General features: G+C 65.5%; 24 protein-coding genes. 11 read left to right on the top strand and 13 right to left on the bottom strand.

From position 1 onward, the window contains the following. Window positions 1–5: 5 nt before the first annotated feature. The 8 genes from flgF to flgL all read left to right on the top strand — a co-directional run bounded on the left by flgF (window position 6) and on the right by flgL (window position 9,328). Window positions 6–764, top strand: coding sequence for a flagellar basal-body rod protein FlgF (flgF, locus tag L0U80_RS14515; protein WP_233865212.1), 759 nt, complete (start codon window positions 6–8; stop codon window positions 762–764). A 48-nt stretch (window positions 765–812) separates the two neighbouring features. Continuing rightward, window positions 813–1,601 carry a flagellar basal-body rod protein FlgG gene (gene flgG / locus L0U80_RS14510; protein ID WP_124151405.1) on the top strand — a complete coding sequence of 263 codons (789 nt, stop codon included), beginning with the start codon at window positions 813–815 and terminating at the stop codon, window positions 1,599–1,601. A gap of 30 nt (window positions 1,602–1,631) precedes the next feature. Beyond that, on the top strand, window positions 1,632–2,333 hold the full coding sequence (locus tag L0U80_RS14505) for a flagellar basal body L-ring protein FlgH (protein ID WP_373322166.1): 702 nt from the start codon (window positions 1,632–1,634) through the stop codon (window positions 2,331–2,333). Beyond that, window positions 2,327–3,526, top strand: a complete 1,200-nt coding sequence (locus L0U80_RS14500) for a flagellar basal body P-ring protein FlgI (protein WP_233865210.1) — start codon at window positions 2,327–2,329, stop codon at window positions 3,524–3,526. Before L0U80_RS14505 ends, L0U80_RS14500 begins: the two co-directional genes overlap by 7 nt. 10 nt (window positions 3,527–3,536) lie before the next feature. Beyond that, complete coding sequence (gene flgJ / locus L0U80_RS14495; RefSeq protein WP_233865208.1) at window positions 3,537–4,535, top strand: flagellar assembly peptidoglycan hydrolase FlgJ; 999 nt, start codon at window positions 3,537–3,539, stop codon at window positions 4,533–4,535. A gap of 268 nt (window positions 4,536–4,803) precedes the next feature. After that, window positions 4,804–5,559, top strand: coding sequence for a flagellar brake protein (locus L0U80_RS14490; RefSeq protein WP_233865204.1), 756 nt, complete (start codon window positions 4,804–4,806; stop codon window positions 5,557–5,559). Between the two features lie 233 nt (window positions 5,560–5,792). Further along, on the top strand, window positions 5,793–7,811 hold the full coding sequence (gene flgK, locus L0U80_RS14485; RefSeq protein ID WP_233865202.1) for a flagellar hook-associated protein FlgK: 2,019 nt from the start codon (window positions 5,793–5,795) through the stop codon (window positions 7,809–7,811). Window positions 7,812–7,822: 11 nt separating this feature from the next. Further along, entirely contained in the window at window positions 7,823–9,328 is a 1,506-nt protein-coding gene (flgL, locus tag L0U80_RS14480; protein WP_233865200.1) for a flagellar hook-associated protein FlgL, read from the top strand. Between the two features lie 126 nt (window positions 9,329–9,454). Here flgL and fliR read toward each other — a convergent pair whose 3' ends face one another. From fliR to fliF, 13 genes are all read right to left on the bottom strand, one after another. Then, complete coding sequence (fliR, locus tag L0U80_RS14475; protein ID WP_233865198.1) at window positions 9,455–10,246, bottom strand: flagellar biosynthetic protein FliR; 792 nt, start codon at window positions 10,244–10,246, stop codon at window positions 9,455–9,457. 40 nt (window positions 10,247–10,286) lie between these two features. Next, the gene (gene fliQ, locus L0U80_RS14470) at window positions 10,287–10,556 is read right to left on the bottom strand and encodes a flagellar biosynthesis protein FliQ (protein WP_124151397.1); all 270 of its coding nucleotides are present in this window, start codon (window positions 10,554–10,556) and stop codon (window positions 10,287–10,289) included. Window positions 10,557–10,568: 12 nt separating this feature from the next. Then, entirely contained in the window at window positions 10,569–11,384 is an 816-nt protein-coding gene (gene fliP / locus L0U80_RS14465) for a flagellar type III secretion system pore protein FliP (RefSeq protein WP_233865196.1), read from the bottom strand. Continuing rightward, on the bottom strand, window positions 11,385–12,014 hold the full coding sequence (gene fliO / locus L0U80_RS14460) for a flagellar biosynthetic protein FliO (RefSeq protein WP_373322165.1): 630 nt from the start codon (window positions 12,012–12,014) through the stop codon (window positions 11,385–11,387). Beyond that, window positions 12,011–12,490, bottom strand: coding sequence for a flagellar motor switch protein FliN (gene fliN / locus L0U80_RS14455; protein ID WP_233865181.1), 480 nt, complete (start codon window positions 12,488–12,490; stop codon window positions 12,011–12,013). The genes fliO and fliN overlap by 4 nt, the downstream gene beginning before the upstream one ends. Beyond that, window positions 12,483–13,481 (bottom strand): flagellar motor switch protein FliM, encoded by a 999-nt coding sequence (gene fliM, locus L0U80_RS14450; RefSeq protein WP_233865966.1) that lies wholly within the window; start codon window positions 13,479–13,481, stop codon window positions 12,483–12,485. Before fliM ends, fliN begins: the two co-directional genes overlap by 8 nt. 97 nt (window positions 13,482–13,578) lie before the next feature. Beyond that, complete coding sequence (gene fliL, locus L0U80_RS14445; protein WP_233865179.1) at window positions 13,579–14,085, bottom strand: flagellar basal body-associated protein FliL; 507 nt, start codon at window positions 14,083–14,085, stop codon at window positions 13,579–13,581. A gap of 334 nt (window positions 14,086–14,419) precedes the next feature. Continuing rightward, entirely contained in the window at window positions 14,420–15,982 is a 1,563-nt protein-coding gene (locus tag L0U80_RS14440; protein WP_233865177.1) for a flagellar hook-length control protein FliK, read from the bottom strand. Window positions 15,983–16,014: 32 nt separating this feature from the next. After that, window positions 16,015–16,467, bottom strand: coding sequence for a flagellar export protein FliJ (gene fliJ / locus L0U80_RS14435; RefSeq protein WP_233865174.1), 453 nt, complete (start codon window positions 16,465–16,467; stop codon window positions 16,015–16,017). An 18-nt stretch (window positions 16,468–16,485) separates the two neighbouring features. After that, window positions 16,486–18,744 (bottom strand): flagellar protein export ATPase FliI, encoded by a 2,259-nt coding sequence (gene fliI / locus L0U80_RS14430; RefSeq protein WP_308444856.1) that lies wholly within the window; start codon window positions 18,742–18,744, stop codon window positions 16,486–16,488. Continuing rightward, complete coding sequence (fliH, locus tag L0U80_RS14425; protein ID WP_233865172.1) at window positions 18,738–19,427, bottom strand: flagellar assembly protein FliH; 690 nt, start codon at window positions 19,425–19,427, stop codon at window positions 18,738–18,740. Before fliH ends, fliI begins: the two co-directional genes overlap by 7 nt. Beyond that, window positions 19,420–20,415 (bottom strand): flagellar motor switch protein FliG, encoded by a 996-nt coding sequence (gene fliG, locus L0U80_RS14420; RefSeq protein WP_233865170.1) that lies wholly within the window; start codon window positions 20,413–20,415, stop codon window positions 19,420–19,422. The genes fliH and fliG overlap by 8 nt, the downstream gene beginning before the upstream one ends. Continuing rightward, window positions 20,405–22,189 (bottom strand): flagellar basal-body MS-ring/collar protein FliF, encoded by a 1,785-nt coding sequence (gene fliF / locus L0U80_RS14415; RefSeq protein WP_233865168.1) that lies wholly within the window; start codon window positions 22,187–22,189, stop codon window positions 20,405–20,407. Before fliF ends, fliG begins: the two co-directional genes overlap by 11 nt. Window positions 22,190–22,533: 344 nt before the next feature. Here fliF and fliE point away from each other — a divergent pair, with 344 nt between their 5' ends. The 3 genes from fliE (at window position 22,534) to L0U80_RS14400 (ending at window position 23,799) form a co-directional block, all read left to right on the top strand. Then, window positions 22,534–22,869, top strand: coding sequence for a flagellar hook-basal body complex protein FliE (gene fliE / locus L0U80_RS14410; RefSeq protein ID WP_233865166.1), 336 nt, complete (start codon window positions 22,534–22,536; stop codon window positions 22,867–22,869). 154 nt (window positions 22,870–23,023) lie between these two features. Then, entirely contained in the window at window positions 23,024–23,470 is a 447-nt protein-coding gene (fliS, locus tag L0U80_RS14405; protein WP_233865164.1) for a flagellar export chaperone FliS, read from the top strand. Then, window positions 23,467–23,799, top strand: coding sequence for a flagellar protein FliT (locus L0U80_RS14400; protein ID WP_233865162.1), 333 nt, complete (start codon window positions 23,467–23,469; stop codon window positions 23,797–23,799). The genes fliS and L0U80_RS14400 overlap by 4 nt, the downstream gene beginning before the upstream one ends. Window positions 23,800–23,853: the final 54 nt, after the last annotated feature.

Here is a 23,853-nt window from a genome sequence, read left to right as displayed (position 1 = left end):
GAATCATGGACCGTTTGATCTACACCGCAATGTCGGGCGCGACGCAGTCGCTCGAACAGCAGGCCGTCGTCGCGAACAATCTCGCGAACGTCTCGACCACGGGCTTTCGCGCACAGCTCGCCAACTTTCGCGACGTCCCGATGTCGTTCGGCGATGGCTCGACGGTTAACGATCTCACGACGCGCACGTTTGTACTGTCGGCGACGCCCGGCTCGGACATGACGCCCGGCGCAATCTCGAAGACCGGTAACCCGCTCGACATCGCCATTCAAGGCCAGGGCTTCATCGCCGTGCAGGGTACCGATGGCAACGAGGCGTACACGCGCGCGGGCAACCTGCACGTCGATGAAAACGGCCAACTCGTCACGGCTAACAACCTCCAGGTGATCGGCGGCGGCGGTCCGATCGCGGTGCCGCCTGGCTCGGCGGTGACGATCGGCTCGGACGGCGCGGTGTCGGCTATCGCGCCGGGCAGCCAGCCGAACGCGATCGCGATGATCGACCAGATCAAGTTCGTCAATCCGCCCGCGGGCACGTTGACGCGCAGCGACGACGGCCTGTTCCGCACCGCCGACGGCAACCCCGCCGATGCGGACCCGACCGTTCAGATCGCCACGGAAGCAATTGAAGGCAGCAACGTGAATCCGGTCGCGGCGATGGTCTCGATGATCACGAACGCGCGTCAGTTCCAGATGCAGACGAAGCTTCTGCAGACCGCTGACCAGAACGACCAGACCGCCAACCAGCTGCTCCAGTTCACCTAAGAATAGACGGCTCGCGCCACGCGCCGGGCCAACGGGGAGAGAAACACCATGAACCGATCGCTCTACATCGCCGCTACCGGCATGAACGCACAGCAGGCGCAGATGGACGTGATCTCGAACAACCTCGCGAACGTGAGCACCACCGGCTTCAAGGGCTCGCGCGCCGTGTTCGAGGACCTGATGTACCAGACGCTGCGTCAGCCGGGCGCGAACTCCACGCAGCAAACCGAACTGCCCTCGGGCAGCCAGATCGGTACCGGCGTGCAGCAGATCGCGACCGAACGCCTCTACACGCAGGGCAACCTGCAGCAGACCGGCAACTCGAAGGACCTCGCCATCAACGGCGCGGGCTTCTTCCAGGTTCAGATGCCGGACGGCACGACCCAGTACACGCGTGACGGCTCGTTCCAGACCAACGCTCAGGGCCAGCTTGTGACGGCGAGCGGTTATCCGGTGATCCCGCAGATCACGGTGCCCGCGAACGCCACCTCGCTGACCGTTGGCAGCGACGGCGTGGTCACGGTCACGACGGCTGGATCGAGCGCCACCACGACGATCGGTTCGCTGCAGCTCGCGATGTTCATCAACCCGGCCGGCCTGCAGTCGAACGGTGAGAACCTGGTGTCGGAAACGGCTTCGTCGGGTGCGCCCACGATCACGACGCCGGGCCTGAACGGCTCGGGCACGCTCAACCAGGGCTACATCGAAGCGTCGAACGTGAACGTCGTGCAAGAGCTCGTCAACATGATCCAGACCCAGCGCGCGTACGAAATCAACAGCAAGGCCGTCAATACGTCGGATCAGATGCTGCAGACGCTCACGCAGATGCAGGTTTAAGTCAGGCACGGAATTGAGGCGGTGACCAGCATGGCCGGACGAATCAAACATCGCACGCGCGCAGTGGCCCTTGTGGCCATGACGGCGCTCGCCGGCATGCTCGCGCTCGGCGGCTGCGCGTATTTCCCCGAACATAAGCCGATTACGCAGCAGCCGATGACGGCTGTGCCGCCGCCACCGCCCATCAACAGCTCGCCTGGCTCGATCTTCAATCCCGGCTACGCAGGACGCCCGCTGTTCGAAGACCAGCGTCCGCGCAACACCGGCGACATCCTGACGATCGTGATCGCCGAAAACATCAACGCGCAGAAGTCCTCCGGCGCGAACACCAAGCGCGGCGGCAGCACGAGTTTTGCCGTGCCGATTGCGAGCTTCGCGCCGGGCCTTTTTTCGCGCATGAATCTGTCCGCGAACGGCGCGAACCAGTTTGACGCCACGGGCGGCGCCAACGCCTCGAACACGTTCAACGGCGTGATCACCGTGACCGTGACGAACGTGCTGCCCAACGGCAATCTCCTCGTGTCCGGCGAGAAGCAGATGCTCATCAATCAGGGTAACGAGTACGTGCGTTTCTCGGGCGTCGTCAATCCGAACACCGTTGCCGGAGACAACTCCGTGCTGTCCACCGATGTCGCCGACGCGCGTATCGAATACTCGGCCAAGGGCGTCATCAACGAAGCCGAGACCATGGGCTGGCTGCAACGCTTTTTCCTGAACATCGCGCCATGGTGAAAATCCGCTTTAAGCAGTCGCGCCGCACGCGCCTGAAAGATGTGCTCACCGCGCTCGGTGTGGTGCTCGGCTGCCTGTTCGCGGGCGCAGCGCTGCTCACGTTCGCGAGCCCGGCGCGCGCCGAACGCGTGAAGGATCTCGTCGCGTTCCAGGGCGTGCGCGACAACCCGCTCATCGGCTACGGCCTCGTCGTGGGCCTCGACGGCACCGGCGACCAGACGACCCAGGCGCCGTTCACGACGCAGACGCTCGCGAATATGCTCGCGAACCTCGGCATCTCGATCAACAACACGTCGAGCGCGAACAGCACCACGTCGCCGCTCACGAACATGCAGCTCAAGAACGTCGCCGCCGTGATGGTGACGGCGACGCTGCCGCCGTTCGCGCGGCCGGGCGAGGCGATCGATATCACCGTGTCGTCGCTCGCGAACGCGAAGAGCATTCGCGGCGGCACCCTGCTGCTCACGCCGCTCAAGGGCGCGGACGGCCAGGTGTACGCGCTCGCGCAGGGCAACGTGGCGGTGGGCGGCGCGGGTGCGTCGGCCAACGGCAGCCGCGTGCAGGTGAACCAGCTAGCCGCGGGGCGTATCTCGGGCGGCGCGATCATCGAACGCTCGGTGCCGACGACGGTAACGCAGCAAAGCGGCATGCTGCAGATGGAAGTCAATGACATGGACTACGACACGACGCAGCGCATCGTGGCGGCGGTCAACAACATGTTCGGCCCCGGCACGGCGACACCGCTCGACGGCCGTACGATCCAGGTCCACGGCCCTTCCGATCCAGGGGCGCAGGTCAGCTTCATCGCGCAGATCCAGAACCTCGATGTGCGCCCGGCACAGGCGGCGGCGAAGGTGATCCTCAACGCGCGCACGGGCTCGATCGTGATGAACCAGATGGTGACGTTGCAAAGCTGCGCGGTGGCGCACGGCAACCTCTCCGTCGTCGTGAACACGCAGACGGTGGTGAGCCAGCCGGGCGCGTTCTCGAATGGCAACACTGTGACGGCGCGCCAGTCGCAGATCCAGATGAAGCAGGACAACGGATCGCTGAAACTCGTGACGGCGGGCGCCAATCTCGCCGAAGTCGTGAAGGCGCTTAACGCGCTTGGCGCGACGCCGGCAGATCTCATGTCGATCCTGCAGGCGATGAAGGCGGCGGGCGCATTGCGCGCCGACCTCGAAATCATCTAAGGACCGCACGATGGACAACTCGAAGATCGGCAACAGCCTCGACATCACTAACCGCTTTGCGCTCGACGTCCAGGGTTTCGACGCGATGCGTGCTGCTGCAAATGCATCGCCGCAGCAGGGCGTAAAGATGGCGGCCAAGCAGTTCGACGCGGTGTTCACGCAGATGATGCTCAAGAGCATGCGCGACGCGACGCCCAACGACGGCCCGCTCGACTCGCACGACGGCGACCAGTTCCAGTCGATGCTCGACCAGCAGCTTTCGCAGCAGATGTCGAACAAGGGCATCGGCCTCGCGAACGCGATGCTCAAGCAGCTCACGCGCAGCATGGGCGGCGATGCAGCACAAGGCGCGGACGGCGCCCAGGGCACGGGTGGCATCGCCAACACGCTATCGGGCCTTGCGGGCTCCGGCGCGAGCGGCAACGCCGGCAACCAGGCGATGCTGAGCGCGCTCGGCCGCGCGTACGGCAATGCATCCGCGAACGGCTCGCTGACGAACGGCAAGGGCTACGGCGCCAACGGCGCGCTCATGCCCGCACTGCGCAACAACGGCGACGCCGACGCGCAGGCGTTCGTCGATAAACTCGCGAACTCCGCGCAACAGACGAGCGCGAGCACGGGCATCCCCGCGCGCTTCATCATCGGTCAGGCCGCGCTCGAATCGGGCTGGGGCAAGCGCGAGATCCGCAAGGCGGACGGCACGTCCAGCCACAACGTCTTCGGCATCAAGGCATCGAAGGACTGGACGGGCAAGACCGTATCGACTGTCACGACCGAATACGTGAACGGCGAGCCGCGTCACGTGGTGGAGAAGTTCCGCGCCTACGATTCGTACGAGGACGCGATGACCGACTACGCGAACCTGCTCAAGAGCAACCCGCGTTACGCCTCGGTTATCAACGGCTCGCACAGCGCCGAAGGTTTCGCGCAGGGCATGCAGCGGGCGGGCTACGCCACCGATCCGCACTACGCGAAGAAGCTCATGACGATCATGCAGCGCATGACCTGAGACTGGCACGCGCAACACCGCCGTTCGCGACTGAACCGCGAAATCCGCAGCATCCGCACAATCCACAGCATCCATGTCATCGGCCGCACAGCAGCGGCGGCCGGCGCTCGCCCGGAATATTTTTAAGACAAACCCCTAAACTTTCCCGCTGCTCTGCCGCTAATGCAGACGAGATGGATAAGTACTAGGGGCGGCGTGTGCCGCCCGGACGGCGCGCGTTATGTCCGTCTCACGCGCGCTGGCACGTCCACGAAATACCGGCAGGCCGATGAATACCGTTCAGACGAATCAACAGGAGCAGGCGGAAGGGGAAGATACCCCCGAGTACGCCCGACGCAATCCGCTCGAGGTGGGCGTGCAGCTGCGCAACCTCGTCAACCGCGGCGACTTCCTGACGCTCCAGCACCGCGGCGGACAAATCGTCACCCGCATCCTCGCCGTGAATACGCGCGAGCATACGTTCGTGTTCGACTGGGGCGCGCTCCCCGAGCAGAACGAGCGCGTGCTCGAAAGCCCGGAATGCCACTTCCTCGCGTCGCCGGACGGCGTGCGCGTGGAGTTCAGCACGAGCACGCCGCGCCGCACCGACTTCGAAGGGCGGCCCGCGTTTGTCGCGTCGTTCCCCGAGGTGCTCTATTACATCCAGCGCCGCGAGTATTTTCGCGTCGACACGCCCGTGGTCGATCCGTGCCGCGCCCACGGTACGCTGCCCGACGGCTCGGCGTTCGCGTTCGACGTGCACGACGTGTCGCTCGGCGGCCTCGGCTTGCGCACGACTGACCCGCGTGCGGGAGCGCTCCCCGCAGGTACGGTGCTGGATGACGTCGAAGTCGATCTGCGTACTTACGGCAAACTGCGCGTCGATCTCGCGCTGGCCGCCGTGCGCTTCATCGATCTGCCCAACGGTGAGCGTCGCTATCACCTCGGCATGCGCTTCGTATCGTTGCCCGGCTCGACCGAAAACAGCCTGCAGCGCTATATCACGCAGGTCGAAATGAAGCGTCGCGCGCTCGCGCGCGCCTGACACCGCCACGCCCCTGCGCCGTGCCGCAGGGCGGGGCGATGTGTCGCGCTCTGCATCGAACTCTGCTTTGAGCTCTGCTTCGCGCTGCCCCGTGCGGGCGGCGCAGCGCACCCCCTCCCTGCCAAACGTTTTCCACTTAACCAGATACTCAATTTTCGCGACGTTCTGCCGTTATACGGGAGAGTGCACCCACGCGGCCGCCATGGGCGGAGGGACGTTTACGAGGATCACGCATGACCACGAATATTTTCTCGATCGGTTTGAGCGGTTTGCAGGCAGCGAATCTCGGCATCGCAACGTCGAGCGAGAACATCAGCAACTCGACCACTGCCGGCTATACCGTTGAATCGCCCGTTTACGCCGAGGCGAACGGCCAGAACATGGGTTCGGGCTATCTCGGCAACGGCGTCAGCACGACGACGATCCAGCGTGCCTATAGCCAGTATCTGACGACGCAGCTCAACAACGCGACGTCCACGAACAGCTCGCTGACGGCTTCGCAAACCCTCGCGCAGCAGCTCGCGAATCTCGTCGGCAGCCCGACTTCGGGTATCGCCACGTCGATCTCGGGGTTCTTCTCGGGACTGCAGAATGTCGCGAATGCGCCGGCCGATACGGCAGTGCGCCAGACCGCGCTCTCCGATGCACAGACGCTCGCCGACCAGCTCAATTCCGCCGGCCAGCAGTACGATGCAATGCGTACGAGCGTGAACACGCAGATCACCGAAGCGGTCACGCAGGTCAACACCTACTCGAAGCAGATCGCGCAACTGAACGCGCAGATCACGGCCGCCAGTTCGTCGGGCCAGCAGCCGCTCCAGCTGGAAGACCAGCGCGACCAGGCCGTGGCGAACCTCGCGCAACTGGTCGGTGTGCAGGTGGTGCAGAACAGCGGCGGCTACAGCGTGTTCCTCGGCAACGGTCAACCGCTCGTGGTCAGCACGCAGAACTACAACCTCACGACCGGTCCGTCGAACACCAATCCCGCCGACCTGCAGGTCGAGTGGGCCGGCCAACCCGGTTCGACGGCAGCGCCCCAGCAGCTTGGCTCGGCCGCGATTCAGGGCGGTACGCTCGGCGGTCTCACCTCGTTCCTGACGCAGACGCTCGATCCGGCCGAAGCGCAGCTCGGTGCGATCGCGACGAGCTTCGCGGCACAGGTCAACGGCCAGAACGCACTGGGCATCAACCTCGCGGGCGCAAGCGGCACTGCGCTCTTCAACGTGAATTCGGCGCTGGTCTCGGGCTACGCGAACAACACCGGCAACGCTGTGGTGACGGCGACGCTGACCAACCCGACGACGCCGACCACGGACAACTACTCGCTCTCGTATAACGCCGGCACATACACGCTGACCGACGTTACGACGAACACGGTTGCCGGCACGACCACGACTGCGCCGAGCGCGGCCACGCCGTTCGTGGCGGGCGGCCTCTCGATCACGACGACGTCGGGCACGATGAACAACGGCGACGCGTACTCGATCGAACCGACGATGGGCGCGCTCAACGGCTTCTCGGTCGCAACGACCAACCCGGCGGACATCGCAGCGGCCTCGCCGGTGCTCGTGTCGGCCGGCACGGCGAACGCGGGCACGGGAACCGTCACGCAGGGCACGGTCACGGCCGGCTATGCGGTCCCGACCACGCCGCTCAAGCTCACCTATACCGCGCCTGCTGCGGGCACCATCGGTACGCTCTCGGGCTTCCCGGTCGGCACCGTCGTCACGGTCACCGTGCCGGGCCAGCCGGCGACCTCGACGACGATCGCGGCCGGTCCGCCGGTGACCAGCGTGAACTACGATTCGAGCACCGGCGGGACCATTAGCATCGCCGATCCGACCGGCACCACCGGCCTGAACAACGTCAGCTTCACGATGAGCGGCGCGCCGGCGAACAACGACACGTTCACGATCGCGGCGAACACCAGCGGCACGCAGGACGGCCGCAATGCGCTCGCAATCTCGAACCTCACGTCGAGCACCGTGCTCAACGGCACGACCACGTTGACGAACGCCTACGCGAACTACGTGAACTCGATCGGCAACACGGCGACGCTGCTTCAGGCATCGAGCACGTCGCAGCAGTCGCTCGTCACGCAGCTCACTTCGCAGCAGCAATCGGTCCAGGGCGTGAACCTGGACGAAGAAGCAGCGAAGCTGATGCAGTACCAGCAGCTCTATCAGGCAAACAGCAAGGTGATCCAGACGGCGGCCTCGCTGTTCCAGACCCTGATCGGCATTTTCCAGTGAGGCGCTGACCCATGCGTATCGCAACTTCCGAGCTTTATTCCTCCAGCGTCGCGACGATGGAGAACCAGCAGTCCCAGATGCTCCAGCTCGAACAGCAGGTGTCGTCGGGCGTGGCGATTTCCAATCCCGCCGACGACCCCCTCGGCGCGGCGCAGGCTGTCACGCTGTCCGCCACGAGCGCGACGCTCACGCAGTACTCGACGAACCAGACCGCAGCCCTCTCGTCGCTCCAGACCGAGGACACCACGCTCACGAGCGTCACGACCACGATGCAGAGCATCAACTCGCTGATTCAGGAAGCGATGGGCGGGACGCTGAACGACACCGACCGCGCAGCCCTGTCCAAGCAGCTGGCAGGCTACCGCAACGAGCTGATGTCGCTCGCCAACACGACCGACGGCGAAGGCAACTCGATTTTCTCGGGCTTCCAGAACACCACTCAGGTGTTCACGAACAACCCCGGCGGCGGCGTCACGTACAACGGCGACGCTGGCCAGCGCACGGTCCAGGTGACCGGCACGCGCAATATTCCGGTCAGCGACACGGGCGCGTCGGTGTTCATGAGCGTGCAGTCGCTCGGCTCGCAGCCCGTTCCGGCTGGTAAATCGACCAACACCGGCAATGGCGTGATCGGCAGCGTCACGATCACGAACCAGTCGGCGGCTACGAACAACGACAGTTACTCGATTGCGCTCACGGCGGGTCCTGCCAGTCCTGCCAACACCGGTACCGGCACGCTGGGCGCGATATCGGTGACGAACTCGACGGCGACCACGAACAACGACAATTACCAGGTTTCGTTCTCGAATGTCGCTGGTGTCTTGAGCTACACCGTCACGGACACTTCGAACTCGTCCGTGGCGCCGGTGACCACCCCCTATACCGCTGGCGCGGCGATTGCGCTCGGTTCCGGTCTGACCACGACGATCACGGGCGCGCCCAACGCCGGGGATTCGTTCAGCGCGTCGCAGGCCGGCGGCTCCATGTACACAACCGTCACGGATACGTCGAACCCGGCTGTGGCGCCTGTGACCAATCTCTATACCGACGGCGGGACGATCGCGCTCGGCAGCGGCATGAACACGACGATTTCGGGTACGCCCGCGACCGGCGATTCGTTCACGGTAACGCCGGCGTCGAACTCGGGGAACACCGACGTGTTTGCCACGCTCGACACGATGATTGCGGCGCTGAACAACCCGGCGCAGGACAACGCCACGGCCACGGCGACGATGCAGAACGCGCTGTCGACGGGACTCGCCCAGATGACCAACTCGCTGGACAACGTGGTCACGATCCATGCGTCGGTAGGCGGACGCGAGCAGGAACTGCAGGCGGTGCAGACCGTGACGTCGACGAATGCACTGCAGGTGACGACGAACCTCCAGACGCTCACGAGCGTCGACATGACGAAGGCGATCAGCCAGTACACGCAGGTTCAGAGCTCGCTTTCGGCCTCGCAGAAGGTGTTCGCGCAGACCCAGTCGCTGTCGCTGTTCCAGTACTTCAATCCCTGATCTTCACCCGGGCGTGGCGCGCGACATGCGCGCTGCGCTGTCTGCTGTGCGCGGGCATTTCAGATTCCCGCGCACGCTTCTCGCCTGATTTCCTGCCTTATTTCCCGTCCCCGCTCTCGACCCGGCTTACCCCGGTGGCCTTAGCGCGTCCGCCACGCGGCCCATTTCCTCGATCCCGCTGTCGAACAGCCGCGCGAAATACGGAATCATGTTTGGCACCATCAGCATGGTGAGCAGCAGACCGGCGAGCAGCGTGACCGCGAAGCCGACCTGGAAAATACCAATCTGCGGTGCCGCGCGATTCAGGATGCCGAGCGAGAGGTTGGTGATGAGCATCGCAACCACCACCGGCAGCGCCAGCAGCAAGCCCGAAGCGAAGATCACCGATCCCCACCCGGCCAGCATGCGCCAGCCGGGCGCCGCGAGAACATTGGCGGAAACGGGCACCGACTGGAACGACGCGACGAGCGCCGCGATCATCTGCAGATGGCCGTCGAAGACGAGGAACGCGAGCATCGCGAACATGTTGATCACGGTCGAGACCGCCGACTGGTTGCTCGCGGCCATCGGATCGAAGAAGGTGGCGAAGCCGAGGCCCATGCCGAGCCCCATGAACTCGCCCGCGGTGGACACGATCGCGAACACCACCTGCATGACGAAACCGAGCGCGATGCCGATCAGAAACTGGTTCGCGAGGATCCAGACGCCCTCGGCGGAAAACACCGTGACCTGCGGCATGGCGCCGAGCGTGGGCGCGACGATCAGCGTGGTGAACCCCGCGAGGCCGATCTTCACGCGCGTCGGCAGCGAGCGGTGGCCGAGCACGGGCGCGGCCGCGATGAGCGCGAGAATGCGCGTGAATGGCCACAGGAATGCGGTGAGCCAGCCGTTCAGCTGGGCGTAGGTGACCGTGAACATCGCAGTGGGAAACGCGGAGGCGGGCGGCGGCGTGCGCCGCCTAGCCCGCAATCTGCGGAATGCTCGTGAACATGCGGTGCATGTAGTCGAGCAACGTCGTGAGCATCCACGGGCCGGCGATCACGAGCGTAACGGCGATCGCGATGAGCTTCGGGATGAACGAAAGTGTGGATTCGTTGATCTGCGTGGCCGCCTGGAAGAGGCTGACCGCAAGACCGACGGTGAGCGACACGAGCAGAAGCGGTGCCGCGAGCAACAGCGCGACGACCATCGCCTCGTGGGCGAGCGTCATGACCGATTCGGGCGTCACCAGCGTCTCTCCTTAGACAAAGCTCTGCGCGAGCGAGCCGAGCAAGAGCTGCCAGCCGTCGACGAGCACGAACAGCATCAGCTTGAACGGCAACGAGATCGTCATGGGCGACACCATCATCATACCCATCGACATCAGCACGCTCGCGACGACCATGTCGATGATGACGAACGGAATGAAGATCGTGAAGCCGATCTGGAAGCCGGTTTTCAGCTCGCTCGTGATGAACGACGGCACGAGCAGCGGGAGCGGCACGTCCTCCGGGCCTTGCATCGGCGCGGCGTGCGAGATGCGCGCAAAGAGTGCGAGATCCGACTCGCGCGTCTGGCGCAGCATGAACGTCTTGAACGGCGCGACGCCGCGCGAGACCGCTTCTTCCATCGGCATCGTGCCGGCGGCGAAGGGCTTGTAGCCGTCGTTGTACGCCTTGTCGAGCGTCGGCGACATCACGAACAGCGTGAGAAAGAGTGCGAGGCCCACGAGCACCTGGTTCGGCGGCGAAGTCGTCGCGCCGATGGCCTGGCGCAGCAGCGACAACACGATGATGATGCGCGTGAAGCTCGTCATCATCAGGATCATCGCCGGCAAGAACGACAGCATCGTGAGCAGCAGCATCGTCTGCACGCTGAGCGTGTAGGTCGTGCTGCCGCCCGCGCCGGGGCTTGCTGTGAAGGCGGGCAGGCCCGCGGACTGCGCGTGCGCGAGATGCGGCACCGCGAGCGCGAACGCGGCGGCGCCGAAGGTCAGGGCAAGGGGCAGGGCCGATTTCGCCAGTGACGGGAGGCGGGTGCGCTCTGCCGAGGAGGTACTGCGGGAACTGCTCTGCATTTACTGCGCTCCGCCGTCGTGACGCCTGAAACGTTTACCGGCTTCGTCTTTCAGCGCGTCACGGAAGCGTCGTCCGAAGCTGCCCTGCAGGGCGGGGCCGGGGGTGCCACTGGTCTGGGCCGCATCGGGCACGGTGCCCGCGGGCATGGTGTGCAGAAGCCGCACGTTGCCGGGTGCCGCGCCGAGTACGAGCCAGGTATCGCCGATCTCGACCACGGCCACGCGCTCCTTGCCGCCGAGCGACGCGCCGCCGATCGTCTTCACGAGCGCATTGCGCGGCCCGCCTTGCAAGCCGAGCCGGCGCGCGAGCCACGCGCAGCCGAATACCAGCCCGATCACGATCGCGAGGCCGAACACGGTTTGCATGACAGCGCCGAAGCCGAGCGCCGGCACGGCACTGCCCGCGCCGAGCGCAACCGCGCTGGCGGACGCGCCGGAAGCCGCGAGGGCGGCCTGGTTAATCGCGTTGAGGTCGGCTGCGTGAGCGGCGAGCGGCGTCGCGGCGAGGATCGCGACAAACGAGACGATCGAAACGATCGAAACGATCGCGGCCGACGACGCGAATGCCTTCGTCGATTGCATCACCGGCGCAAGCCTGCGAGCCGCGCCGCGATCTTCCTGCAGATTCATCGGTTGAGCTTCCGGATCCGCTCGGCTGGCGTAATGATGTCGGTGAGACGAATACCGAACTTGTCGTTGACCACCACGACTTCGCCCTGGGCGATGAGGCAGCCGTTCACGAGCACGTCCATCGGCTCACCCGCCATGCCGTCGAGTTCCACCACCGAGCCCTGTGCGAGCTGCAGCAGGTTGCGGATCGCGATCTTGGTGCGGCCGAGTTCGACGGTCATCTGGACAGGAATGTCCAGGATCATGTCGATGTCGTTGCGCGTGGTGGTCGGCGTCACCTTCGAAAGCGGCTGGAACACGCCCGCAGTCGTGGCCGGCTCTGCCGTCAATTCGTTGCCGTTCTGCTCGGCGAGCGCAGCAGCCCAGTCGTCGAGCGACTCTTCCTCTCCGGGTTGTGCAGCTTCGGCTGCCTGTGCGGCAGCTTCGGCGCCTTCCAGCACCGGCTCGTCGCCGGGCGTACCGTTCACGTCACTCATCTCCAGTTTCCTTCATCGTGTCGGCTGCGCTGATCATCTGCTGGACCCGCAACGCGTATTGACCATTGAAAATTCCGTAGCCGCATTCCATCACCGGCACGCCGTCCACCTTGGCGACGATGTGCTCGGGAATGTTGAGCGGCAGCACGTCGCCCTTTCTCATGTCGAGGATCTGCTCGAACGTGATCGGGACGTGCGCGAGATCGGCGACGAGTTCGACCTCCGCGGCCTGCACCTGCTGCGAGAGCACGCGCACCCAGCGGCGGTCCACGTCGAGCACGTCGCCCTGGATCGGCGAGGCGAGCACGTCGCGCATCGGTTCGATCATCGAGTACGGCATGCAGATATGCAGCGTGCCGCCCGTCGGGCCGAACTCGATCGAGAACTGCGTGACGATCACAATTTCGTTAGGCGTGGCAACGTTTGCGAATTGCGTGTGCATTTCGGAGCGCACGTATTCGAAATTCAGCGGCCGCACGCTCTTCCATGCGGTCGTGTAGTGCTCGAACACGAGATTGAGCAGCTTGCCGATGATGCGCTGTTCGGTCTGCGTGAAGTCACGCCCTTCGACGCGCGTATGGAAGCGCCCGTCGCCGCCGAACAGGTTGTCGACCACGAAGAACACGAGGTTCGGATCGAACACGAATAGCGACGTGCCGCGCAGCGGCTTGACCTGAACGAGGTTCAGGTTCGTCGGGATCGGCAGGTTGCGCGTGAACTCGCTGTACTTCTGCACGCGCACGGGCCCGACCGAAATTTCGGCGGTGCGGCGCATGAAATTGAAAATGCCGACGCGCATCAGGCGCGCAAAACGTTCGTTGATGATTTCGAGGCCGGGCATCCGGCCGCGAACGATACGTTCCTGCGTCGCTATGTTGTAGGGCCTGACGCCCTTGCTGTCGCCCTGGTTCGAGTCGCTGTCGACTTCACCGGTCACGCCCTTGAGGAGGGCATCGACCTCCTCCTGGGACATGAACTCGCTGTGGCCCATGCTCATGATGCGTGGCTCTCCCCGCAGTGGACGCGGTACGCGCGCGTTTTCCGCGGCGTGAGTGACTTACAGGCGCGCTGGGTCATCGGGTTGATGCTCACTGCACGACGAATTCGGTGAACAGCACGTCGTCGACGCGCAAGGGCATGCCGCGCGGTTCGGTCGGCTGGCCAATCAGCACTTCGAGTTCCGTGGCGAGCGCGCGCTTGCCGTCGAGCGTCGAGAGATCGGCCGGATGCTTGTTCGAGAGCGCGAGCAGCACGCGGCTGCGGATCTCAGGCGTGTGTTCCTGCAGCAAGTCCTGCGTCGCCTGGTTCGGGAGCTTCAGCGTGAGGCCGATACGCAGGTAGTGCGTTTCGCCGTCGTCGGCCTGCAGGTTCACCGTCATCGGCTCGAGCGCGAAATAGACGGGCGCAGGCGCGGGTGCGGCCATCGCGGCAGCGGCGCCGGCGGGCGCGCTGGCGGCGCGGCCTTGCATGAAGAACCACATGCCGCCGGCGGCAGCGCCCGCGGCCAGGATTGCGATCGCGACGATCACAAGGAGCCGCTTCGTCTGGCCGGATTTGTCGCTATTGGGTTGCTGATTTGCAGTCGTGGTCGCCATGTCGGTTGTTAGCCTGTGCGTGCATAGGGGCCGTTAATGCCGGTAGCTTGCATTGTTCTGGCTTTTGCCTTGCAGCGATGTGAGGAATAGAAGGGGGATTTCCGGCTATCTCGTGCTTTTGTGGTGCAGCACGCGAAAGCTTTGAGTAAGGCGAAGTGCGGCTTCGCTGGTGCGCGCAGCGCTCCGGCCTTTCGTTCCGGGGTGCGTGGGCGTGCGCGAGGCCGCGCGGCGGCGCTTATGCACGAAGCGGTGCGCGTGGCGGGCCGCTTCGTGCATCGTGTTTCGTGCGCCGTATTTGCGCGCCTTGTGCGTCGTGTTTCGCGCGGTTTGCCGCTCAGGCGAACGTGTCGATCAGACCGACGCTGCGTTGGGTTGCGCCAGAGGTGGTGGCGACGACGGCGGTATCGCCCGCCACATCGCCATTCGTGTCGCCGCTCGTCGTGCCCGAACCGCTGTTGCGCGCTTCCTGCTGCGCCTGCTGGTTCATCTGCCGCGCGAAGCCGTCGCTCACGCTGGCGCTGCCGAGTCCGATGCCGTTCTGCTCCATCGCTTCGCGCAGCTTCGGCAGCGCCGCCTCGACGGCCTCGCGCACCTGCTGGTGCTGCGAGACGAAGAGGGCGTGCGCGTGGTTCTCGGCGACCTGGAGCACGACCTGGAGCGGGCCGAGGTCTTTCGGGTTCAGCGTGAGTTCGGCCGTCGACTGATGCGCGTTCGAGAGGAACACGACCTTCTGGCTCAGTGCGTCTTCCCAGTCGGACGTGCCGATCTGCTGCGAAATCGCCGTTGCGTTCGCTCCCGCCGATGCTGCTGCGGCCGGCGCCTGTGCCACTGCCTGAGCCTGTGCGGCCGCAGCGGATGCGGCTTGCGTCGCCGCAAGTGCGTCCACCGTGTTCTGGCTTGCGCTGCCCGCGGCCGTCTGTGCCGCCGCCTGTTGCGCGGCGGCTGCGGCTGCAGCTGCAGCGCTGTCGCCTGTGCCCGAGGTTGTGCTGCTGCTTGCGGTGGTGTTCACCGCTGCCGTCTTGTCGCTGGCGTCGGCAGCGCCCTTGCCCGTGGTGTGGGTGGCGAACTGCGCGGCGAAGCTGCTCACCTTGCCCGATTCGGAAGCGGCGCGTGCCGTCGCGGCGTTGGACGTGGTCCCCGTCTGGCCTTCAGACGCCACTTGTGCGGGCAAGGCGGACGCGCTCCCGCGTGCCGCGGCAAGCGCTGCCTTCAGCGCCTCGGCTGCCGATTTCGGGTCGCTCGATGTGCTGCCGTCCGTTGCGTTTCCGCTGGACGAACCGGCCGCGGCAGTCGCATTCGTCGCTGCGGCGGAGGCAGTTGCTGCGAGGCTCGCCAGCGCGGCATCGGCGCTCGACTGGGCGCTGGAGGTCGCGTCGGTCGTGGTCGTTGCGGCCTGGCTCTGGGCCTGCATCTGCGCCTGAACTTGTGCCTGAAGGGCCGCGGCAGCAGCCTGTGCGCCGGCGGCGTCGATCTGGTTCTGATCGGTGCTCGACGTGCTGTTCTGCTGGTGGCCGCTGGTCGATGCGTGCTGCGCGCCTTGCGAGCCGGACGCCGATCCCGACGACTTCGTCGTTCCACTCGAAGCGCTAGCCGTCTGCTGGGTCGCGTTCGTGCTCGCGGCTGCGTTGGCGCTGGTGTGAGCCGAGGCGCTCGACTGCGCGGACGTTGCCGACTGCGACGATTGCGTCGATTGAGACGCCTGCGACGTCTGCGTTTGCTGGCTCGTCTGCGCGGGCTGGGGTGTGGACGTCTGCGCGTCGATGTTCTGCTGCAGCGTCTGCGCAAAGTTCACGCCGGACGTGTTGCCCTGGCTCGTGGAGGTCGCCGACGTCGATGCACCAGACGAGGTGTCCCCGATGGCGTCGAGCAACGAACTGAGTGATGAAAGTAACGACATGCTGTCAGTCCCGGATTCTGTGCGGTTTGGTCTTATAGGTGTTGCGGTGCGCGCATGCGCAGGATGCGCGCTGCGTGCTCGTCGGCGTCGCGTTGTTCGCGGCGCGCCTCTTTGCGGGCGGCCACTTCGTCCTGGCGCGACTGCAGTACTTCAAACGAGCCGAGCTTCTGCTTGCAGCGCTGCCACTCGGGCTTCGCGGCTTCGACTCGCGCGGTGGCCTGTTCGAGCATGCGCCGTTGTTGTTCGATCGCCGAATCCAGCGTGTCGATGAACGCCTGGAAGTTACGCACGCTGCCGGCGGCCATGCCCTGGCGTGCCGATTCGGTGAAGCGCGTGTGGTACTCGTCGCGATACGTGATGAGCGCGTCCAGCTGCGTTTCGACTTCGCTGCGCTCGCGCTGCACGCGACCGAGCCGCTGCGCGGCGGCGTCGACGTCGTCCTGCGCGAGGCCGATCAGGGTTTGCAGCGGAGAGGGATGCGTCATTTCCTGGCTCCTTGGCTATTACCTTGCAGGCTGACCAATCAGAACGCCGAGTGCGTCGAGGCTCGCCTTGTAGTTCGCTGTCTCGCGGAAACCTTGCTGCAGGAACGCCTCGATGCGCGGATACAGCGTGATCGCGCGGTCGAGCAGCGCGTCGCGCCCGGTCACATAAGCGCCGACGTTGATGAGGTCGCGGTTGCGCTGGTAGCGCGAGAGCATCTGCTTGAGCTGTCGCGTGAGATTCAGGTGGCGGTCGTCGATCAGCGCCGTCATCGCGCGGCTGATCGAGGCTTCGATATCGATGGCCGGATAGTGGCCCGCTTCGGCCAGCGCGCGCGAGAGCACGATGTGGCCGTCGAGAATCGCGCGTGCCGAGTCGGCGATCGGGTCCTGCTGGTCGTCGCCTTCGGTGAGCACGGTGTAGAACGCCGTGATCGAGCCGCCGCCTTCGGGGCCGTTGCCGGTGCGCTCGACGAGCGCGGGCAGCTTCGCAAACACCGATGGCGGATAGCCCTTGGTCGCGGGCGGCTCACCAATCGCGAGCGCGATCTCGCGCTGTGCCATCGCGTAACGCGTGAGCGAGTCCATCAGCAGGAGGACGTGCTTGCCCTGGTCGCGGAAGTATTCGGCGAGCGTCGTCGCGTAGGCGGCGCCCTGCATGCGTAGCACCGGCGAGACGTCGGCGGGGGCGGCCACCACGACCGAGCGCGCGAGGCCGTCTTCGCCCAGGATCTGCTCGATGAATTCCTTCACTTCGCGGCCCCGCTCACCGATCAGGCCGATCACGATGACCTCGGCGCTCGTCGCGCGCGCCATCGTGCCGAGCAGTACCGACTTGCCGACGCCCGAGCCCGCGAAGAGGCCCATGCGCTGGCCGCGTCCGACCGTGAGCAGCGAGTTGATCGCCCGCACGCCGACGTCGAGCACATGGCTGATCGGCTCGCGATGCAGCGGGTTGACCGAGGCTGCGGTGAGGGGCGCGTCGATATCGGTCGCGAGTGCGCCGCGACCGTCGAGCGGCTTGCCCGATGCGTCGACCACGCGGCCGAGCATGCCCCAGCCCACGGGCAGGCGCTTCGCACCGGCCATCGGATCGGCGATCGGCGCCGATTCGAGCGGCCATACGCGCGCGCCGGACAACAGGCCGGCGACTTCGGTTGTCGGCATCAGGAACATCTTGTCGCCGCCGAAGCCCACGACCTCGGCTTCGGCCATCGGAATGTGGCTGCCCGGCGGTAATTCGATCATCACTTCGGCGCCCACCGAAAGACGTAGGCCTACTGCTTCAAGCACGAGACCCGCCGCGCGCGTGAGACGGCCGCACTTGCGCAACGGCAGTGCGAGTTCGTTTTGTTCGCGCACGCCTTTCAGGAACTGGTTCCAGCTTTGCAGGTGGGGGTTCGCTGGGTCGTAGTGTGACGGAGCGGTGTAGGGCGGGAAGGGTGAGGGTTCGGTGGTGCTGGAGGACGTGGGTTCGGCGTCGTCTTGGGAGGCCGGCTGGTTGGCAGAAGCGGGCGGTGCTTCATGCGCGGCAGGATCGACGGCCAGTGCTTCGTGGTCGGCCGAGGCGACCTGTGCTTCGTACTCGGAGAACTGCTCGGCCAGCGTGGCCAGCGCTTCATGTTCGTGTGAGTGCGCGGTCGAAGCGATCGGCGCTTCAGCTTCTTCGTCCGAAAAGTCGGCGGTTGAAGCGATCAGGGGTTCATCGTCGGGAGCGGCTGCGGTTGAAGCGACCTGCGCTTCATCGCCGGAAGCGTCCGCGGTTGAAGCGATCGGCGCTACATCGTCGAAAGAGTCTGCGGTTGAAGCGAACTGTGCTTCATCGCCGGAAGCGTCTGCGGTCGAAGCGATCGGCGCTACATCGTCGAAAGAGTCTGCGGTTGAAGCGAACTGTGCTTCATCGCCGCAAGCGTCCGCGGTTGACGCGATCGGAGCTTCATCACCGGAAGCGTCCGCGTTCGAAGTGAGCGGCGCTTCGTCGTCGAAAGCGTCACCAGTCGAAGCGATCGGCGCTTCATCGCCGGAAGCGTCTGCGGTCGAACCGATCAGCGCTTCATCGCCGGAAGATTCGCCGATCGAAGCAACCTGCGCTTCATCGTCGAAAGCGCCCACGACCGAAGCGATCACCGCCTCATCATCGAAAGCGTCCCCGTTCGAACCGGCAACCACCACTTCCTGCTCCGGCGCCTGCACGCCTGACGCCACCGGCTCCACCGGTTCGTCATCCCACACGAGCCCAGAACCACCTTGGGCGGCGTAGTGCGCGCCGGAACTCACCATTTCCGTATCCTGCCGAGCGCCGCCGCCACGCGTTCCCAACGCGTGGGCACGGTCGCGTCCACTTCGCCCGTCGCGGCCTGTGCGCGGCAACCGCCGCGCTCGATCGCCGGATCGGTGCGCACGGTCCAGCCGCGCGCCTCAAGTTCAGCCTGGAGATAGGCTTCGACCACCGGCAGATCGGCCGGGCTCACCACGAGCTGCGGCGAACCGACGAGCGCAGGCTCGGCAGCCAGCACCTCGCGCGCAGCGGCGAGGAGTGCCTCCGGATCGTGCTGGACGTGCTGACGCACGACCTGATGCGCGATATCGAGTGCGAGCTCGACGAGCGTCTCGGCCACACCGGCCTCCACGGTCGTCAGCGCGTCGCCGAAGCGCTGCGCGATGGCCGCGAGCTGCTTTGCCTGCGCGTGCGCATCGACGAGACCCTGTTCGAAACCCTGCTTGTGACCTTGCTCGTAACCGGCCTGGTAGCCGAGCGCCTGGCCCGCGACGTGACCGAGCGCGTGGCCCTGCGCGTGACCCTGCGAGTGCGCGTGTTCGCGCAGCCGCTGCAGTTCGGCGGCCAGCGCGGCCCGCTCGTCGGGTGTCGGAGGCGGCGGCGGGGGAGGTGGCGGGTCGAACGACGCCATCTCCCAGCGTTGGTACGCCGAGGTTGGGCGCCGGGTCGACTGCTGGTCAGACATACGCGTCTTCCGCCTTGCCGCCGATCACAATCTGGCCGCTCTCGGCCAGCGTACGCACAACCTGCAGGATGCGCCGCTGCTGCGACTCGACTTCCGAGACGCGCACCGGACCGCGTGCGTCGAGGTCTTCGGCGAGCAGTTCGGCCGCGCGCTGCGACATGTTCGAGAGGAACTTCTGGCGCAGCGCGGGCGGTGCGCCCTTGAGCGAAATGATGAGCGATTCCGACTCGATTTCCTTGAGCAGCAGCTGGATCGCGCGATCTTCGAGGTCGAGCAGGTTCTCGAACACGAACATCTGGTCGATGATCTTCTGCGCGAGTTCGGCGTCGTACTGGCGCACGTTCTCGAGCACGCCTTCCTCGAACTGGCTCGGAACGAAGTTGAGGATTTCGGCCGCCGTACGGATACCGCCCATCGGGCTGCGCTTGAGGTTGTCGCTGCCCGAGAGCAGCGCAGACAACACGTCGTCGAGTTCGCGCAGCGCCGCCGGCTGGATGCCGTCGAGCGTCGCGATACGCAGCAGCACGTCGTTGCGAAGGCGCTCGGTGAAGCACGCCACGATTTCGGCGGCCTGGTCGCGGTCGAGGTGGACGAGGATCGTCGCGATGATCTGCGGGTGCTCGTTCTTGATGAGTTCCGCCACCGAGCTCGAGTCCATCCACTTGAGCCCTTCGATACCGCTCGTATCGCCGCCCTGGAGAATCCGGTCGATGATCGCGCCGGCTTTTTCCTCGCCGAGCGCCTTGTTCAGCACGTTGCGGATGTAATCGTTGGAGTCGAGCGAAAGCGCCGTGTGCTGCTCGGCCTCCTTCAGGAACTCCTGCAACACCTCTTCGATGTCTTCGCGTTTGACGTTCTTCAGCGCCGCCATGGCGGCGCCGATTTTCTGCACTTCGCGCGGTCCGAGGAACTTGAAGACCTCCGCGGCCTCCTCCTCACCGAGCGACATCAGCAGGATTGCACTCTTGACGGCCCCTTCAGCGCTCATCGTTCACCCAGCTCTTGACGATTGTTGCGACAATCTTCGGTTCCTGGCGTGCGATCGTGCGCGCGTAGTCCAGGTTCCGGTCGAATTTGTGTTTGTTGGTTTCGAAGGCTTGCAGCGCGGCTTCGCTTTCTTCCTCTTCGCTCAGCTCGCTGACCACCGGAATGCCGTCCAGCAACAGCGGCTCGCTGTCGTCGATGCCCGCGAGCAACGGCGCGGCGGGCTCCGGCGGCGGGAAGGCGCGGCGCAGCGCCGGCTTCACCATCATGAAGTACAGGGCTGCGGCCACCGCGGCGATGCCGAGCCACATCGCGATCTGCTTGGCGAGCGCGACGATGTCCGGCTGGCGCCACCACGGCAGGTTGGCGTTCGGGTCGATGTCGCTTTGGAAGGCGGCGTTCACAACGTTCACCGAGTCGCCGCGCTTCTGGTCATAGCCCATCGCGTCCTTCACGAGCTGCTCGACCTGCGCCTGCATCTTCGCGTCGAGCGGCTGCATCGACGCGTGACCCTTCGCATCGACCTTCGGCTGATAGTTGACGATCACCGCCACCGACAGGCGCTTGATGTCGCCCGGCGCCTGCTGGTAGTGGCGTACGGTCTTGTCGACTTCGTAGTTGGTCGTCGTATCGCGGTGATCCGAGACCGGCGTCGTCGTGCTCTGTCCGTTCTGTGCGACGGGTGCGTTGACCGGCGCCGAGGCAGGCTGCGGCGGCTGGTTCGAGAGCGCGCCCGGCACGCCCGAGGCGCCGCCTTGCGTCAATTCCTGCGCGATGCTCTGCTGCTGGCTGCGGACGGCGGCGCTCGCCGGATTGCCGTTCGGACCGTAGGCTTCCGAGGTCTGTTCGAGCTTGGAGAAGTCGACGTCGGCGCTCACCTGCGATCGCGCGTTACCGGAACCGAAGAGCGGCGCGAGGATCGCGTCGATGCGCGACTGCGTGTCGTGTTCCACCTGACGCACGTACTTGAGCTGGGTGGCGTCGAGACCGGCGCTGGACGTGTTCTGCGTGAGCAGGTTGCCGTCCTGGTCGGCCACGGTGACGTTGTGCGCGGTCAGATTGGGCACGGCCGAGGCGACCATGTGCGTAATCGCGACAACCTGGCCTTCGTCGAGCATGCGGCCCGGGTAGAGGTTCACGAGCACCGACGCCGTGGGCGCCTCGTGTTCGCGCACGAAGACGGACGGCTTCGGAATCGCCAGGTGCACGCGCGCCGACTTGACGCTCGCGACCGATTCAATCGTTTGCTCGAGCTCGCCTTCCAGTGCGCGCTGATAGTTCACCTGCTCGGCGAACTGGCTGATGCCGAACTTCTGGTTGTCCATCAGCTCGAAGCCGACCGAGCCGTTCTTCGGCAGGCCCTGCGAGGCCAGCCGAAGGCGCATTTCGTTGACCTGGTCGGAGGGCACGAGAATCGCGCCGCCGTTGTCGGAGAGCTTGTAGGGAACGTTTGCGGCTTGCAGGGCAGTGACGATCGCACCGCCGTCGCGGTCCGACAGGTTGCTGTACAGCACCTTATAGTCGGGCGCGCGCGACCACAGCACGAGCGCCGCCACCACGGCCACCAGCACGGCGGCCGCGACGATCAGCGGTGCGCGCGGGTTGCCGCGCACGCTGCGCAGCGACGACAGCGAGCTAAAGCGCTGCGCGAAGCCGCCGCCGCCGAGGTCATCCGCGGCACCCGGCTGGGCTGCGCCCGCGGCGCCCGCTGCGGCGCCGCCGGTGGCGAGGCCCACGCGGGCGTCGGGGTTGATCAAAGAGTTGGCAGACGAATCCATGCGTCGGGTTTCTCCGGGAGGCCTTTCAGTGTCCTGGCGCCGGCGCCGCTCGCGCGGCGGTTTGACCATCGCCGCCCTCGCGCCCATGCGCTTTCGGAACGGTTCCGGCCCGGCGCAGCGCGCGAGGCAGCAGACACTTTCACGTCTAAGGATTATGCGGGGCCGCGCGCAAGCCTATTGCGCGAATAGAGCCGGGTTTCCCCCCTAGTTTCGGCGCTCCCGGCGATGCCCCGCTGATATGCTTCCCACCAGACTCGGCGCTCTGTCAGCGCGCCGCGTGCGGTGGGGCGGCGCAGACAAGCTTCGCGCCGCCCCCCGCGTCACCTTTTTATCGTGGAGCAATCATGACTGTGCCAGTATCTCCGCTCACGTCCGCACTCGCGCAGATGCAATCGATGGCGACGCAGGCGGCCGGCGGCACGAGCGCGGCCGAGACCGCCTCGGGCGCGGCGACGGCAGGCGGATTCGCGTCGGCGCTGAAGGCATCGCTCGACAAGATCAGCGATGAACAGCAGAAAGCCGTGGGCGAATCGCAGGCGTTCGAACTGGGCGCGAACAATGTGTCGCTGAACGACGTGATGGTCGACATGCAGAAGGCCAACGTCGGCTTCCAGTTTGGTCTGCAGGTACGCAACAAACTGGTTGCCGCGTACCAGGACCTCATGCAGATCCAGGTTTGATCGCAGGCACAGCCCGGCATACCCGGTCAGCATCTGCACCTAAAGCTTCTCCAGCATCGTTCCGATAACCCGGCTAAGGCCGGCGCGGCGCCCTTGGTGCGCAGCGTGCCGGATGTACTGTATTTGAAGCCGCACGTATCGAGGAGAAGCGCCCATGTTTTCCCCAGCACAATCCGGAGCCAACGCGTACGCCAGCGTGGGAGTCGCCACGGGGGTCATGGCCGCGAGTCCGCACAAGCTCATCGCGATGCTGTACGAAGGCGCGCGAAAGGCGGTGGCGCAGGCTCGCATGCACCTGCAGATGGGCAATGTCGCGCCGCGCTGTGAAGCGATCGGCAAGGCGATCAATATTGTCGAAAGCGGGCTCCAGCTGTCGTTGAATCTTGAGGTGGGCGGGGAAATCGCGCAGCGCCTGAACGCGCTGTACGGTTACATCACGCGCCGGTTGCTGGAAGCGAATATGGAACAGAGCGAGGCCAAGCTGGTCGAGGTCGACCGTCTGCTTGCAACGCTCGAAGAAGCCTGGTCAGGGATCGCCGAGGAGGCGGACCGGCTGACCAGAGCTCAAGGCGGGCCGGGGGGCGGCCCAATGACGAGATGAGTCCGAAAGCAGATTACTTTGCACGCTATGAAGCGATCGCGGCCGTGTCGGAGCGCATGCTCTCGGCCGCGCGTGATGCGCATTGGAGCGATCTGATCGATCTCGAGGGGGAATATCGCCTCCTCGTCGATGCGCTCAAGGCCGCGGACGTCGGCGTGCGACTCACGGCCGATGAACGCGCACGCAAGTTCGAATTGATCCGCCAGATCCTCGCCGACGATGCGGCGATCCGCGATCTGGCGAGCCCGTGCATGGCGCGGCTTTCGGCGCTGTTTGTCGGCACGGCGCGGCCCGCGCGGGTCTTGCAGGAACTGTACGGCGCGCGCTAGACGCGCCGGGCACCATCGATATTGATACGAGGGCGGCTCTCGACGCCCCGCCGG

Origin of the sequence: Paraburkholderia adhaesiva (genome assembly GCF_021390575.1) — a bacterium.
GTDB classification, from domain to species: Bacteria; Pseudomonadota; Gammaproteobacteria; order Burkholderiales; family Burkholderiaceae; genus Paraburkholderia; species Paraburkholderia adhaesiva.
The sequence above is the reverse complement of the archived record's forward strand: the minus strand, read 5'-3'. Positions and strand labels throughout refer to the sequence as shown.

Bases quoted from the DNA above. Each gene is read 5' to 3' on its own strand.
- fliO (WP_373322165.1), bottom strand. From the start codon at position 12,014: ATGAATCTGCAGGAAGATCGCGGCGCGGCTCGCAGGCTTGCGCCGGTG.
- L0U80_RS14500 (WP_233865210.1), top strand. From the start codon at position 2,327: ATGGTGAAAATCCGCTTTAAGCAGTCGCGCCGCACGCGCCTGAAAGAT.
- flgF (WP_233865212.1), top strand. From the start codon at position 6: ATGGACCGTTTGATCTACACCGCAATGTCGGGCGCGACGCAGTCGCTC.
- flgG (WP_124151405.1), top strand. From the start codon at position 813: ATGAACCGATCGCTCTACATCGCCGCTACCGGCATGAACGCACAGCAG.
- flgL (WP_233865200.1), top strand. From the start codon at position 7,823: ATGCGTATCGCAACTTCCGAGCTTTATTCCTCCAGCGTCGCGACGATG.
- fliE (WP_233865166.1), top strand. From the start codon at position 22,534: ATGACTGTGCCAGTATCTCCGCTCACGTCCGCACTCGCGCAGATGCAA.
- fliG (WP_233865170.1), bottom strand. From the start codon at position 20,415: ATGAGCGCTGAAGGGGCCGTCAAGAGTGCAATCCTGCTGATGTCGCTC.
- fliS (WP_233865164.1), top strand. From the start codon at position 23,024: ATGTTTTCCCCAGCACAATCCGGAGCCAACGCGTACGCCAGCGTGGGA.
- flgK (WP_233865202.1), top strand. From the start codon at position 5,793: ATGACCACGAATATTTTCTCGATCGGTTTGAGCGGTTTGCAGGCAGCG.
- fliL (WP_233865179.1), bottom strand. From the start codon at position 14,085: ATGGCGACCACGACTGCAAATCAGCAACCCAATAGCGACAAATCCGGC.
- fliI (WP_308444856.1), bottom strand. From the start codon at position 18,744: ATGGTGAGTTCCGGCGCGCACTACGCCGCCCAAGGTGGTTCTGGGCTC.
- flgJ (WP_233865208.1), top strand. From the start codon at position 3,537: ATGGACAACTCGAAGATCGGCAACAGCCTCGACATCACTAACCGCTTT.
- fliR (WP_233865198.1), bottom strand. From the start codon at position 10,246: ATGTTCACGGTCACCTACGCCCAGCTGAACGGCTGGCTCACCGCATTC.
- fliN (WP_233865181.1), bottom strand. From the start codon at position 12,490: ATGAGTGACGTGAACGGTACGCCCGGCGACGAGCCGGTGCTGGAAGGC.
- L0U80_RS14400 (WP_233865162.1), top strand. From the start codon at position 23,467: ATGAGTCCGAAAGCAGATTACTTTGCACGCTATGAAGCGATCGCGGCC.
- fliJ (WP_233865174.1), bottom strand. From the start codon at position 16,467: ATGACGCATCCCTCTCCGCTGCAAACCCTGATCGGCCTCGCGCAGGAC.
- fliH (WP_233865172.1), bottom strand. From the start codon at position 19,427: ATGTCTGACCAGCAGTCGACCCGGCGCCCAACCTCGGCGTACCAACGC.
- fliM (WP_233865966.1), bottom strand. From the start codon at position 13,481: ATGGGCCACAGCGAGTTCATGTCCCAGGAGGAGGTCGATGCCCTCCTC.
- L0U80_RS14505 (WP_373322166.1), top strand. From the start codon at position 1,632: ATGGCCGGACGAATCAAACATCGCACGCGCGCAGTGGCCCTTGTGGCC.
- fliF (WP_233865168.1), bottom strand. From the start codon at position 22,189: ATGGATTCGTCTGCCAACTCTTTGATCAACCCCGACGCCCGCGTGGGC.
- fliP (WP_233865196.1), bottom strand. From the start codon at position 11,384: ATGCAGAGCAGTTCCCGCAGTACCTCCTCGGCAGAGCGCACCCGCCTC.
- L0U80_RS14490 (WP_233865204.1), top strand. From the start codon at position 4,804: ATGAATACCGTTCAGACGAATCAACAGGAGCAGGCGGAAGGGGAAGAT.
- L0U80_RS14440 (WP_233865177.1), bottom strand. From the start codon at position 15,982: ATGTCGTTACTTTCATCACTCAGTTCGTTGCTCGACGCCATCGGGGAC.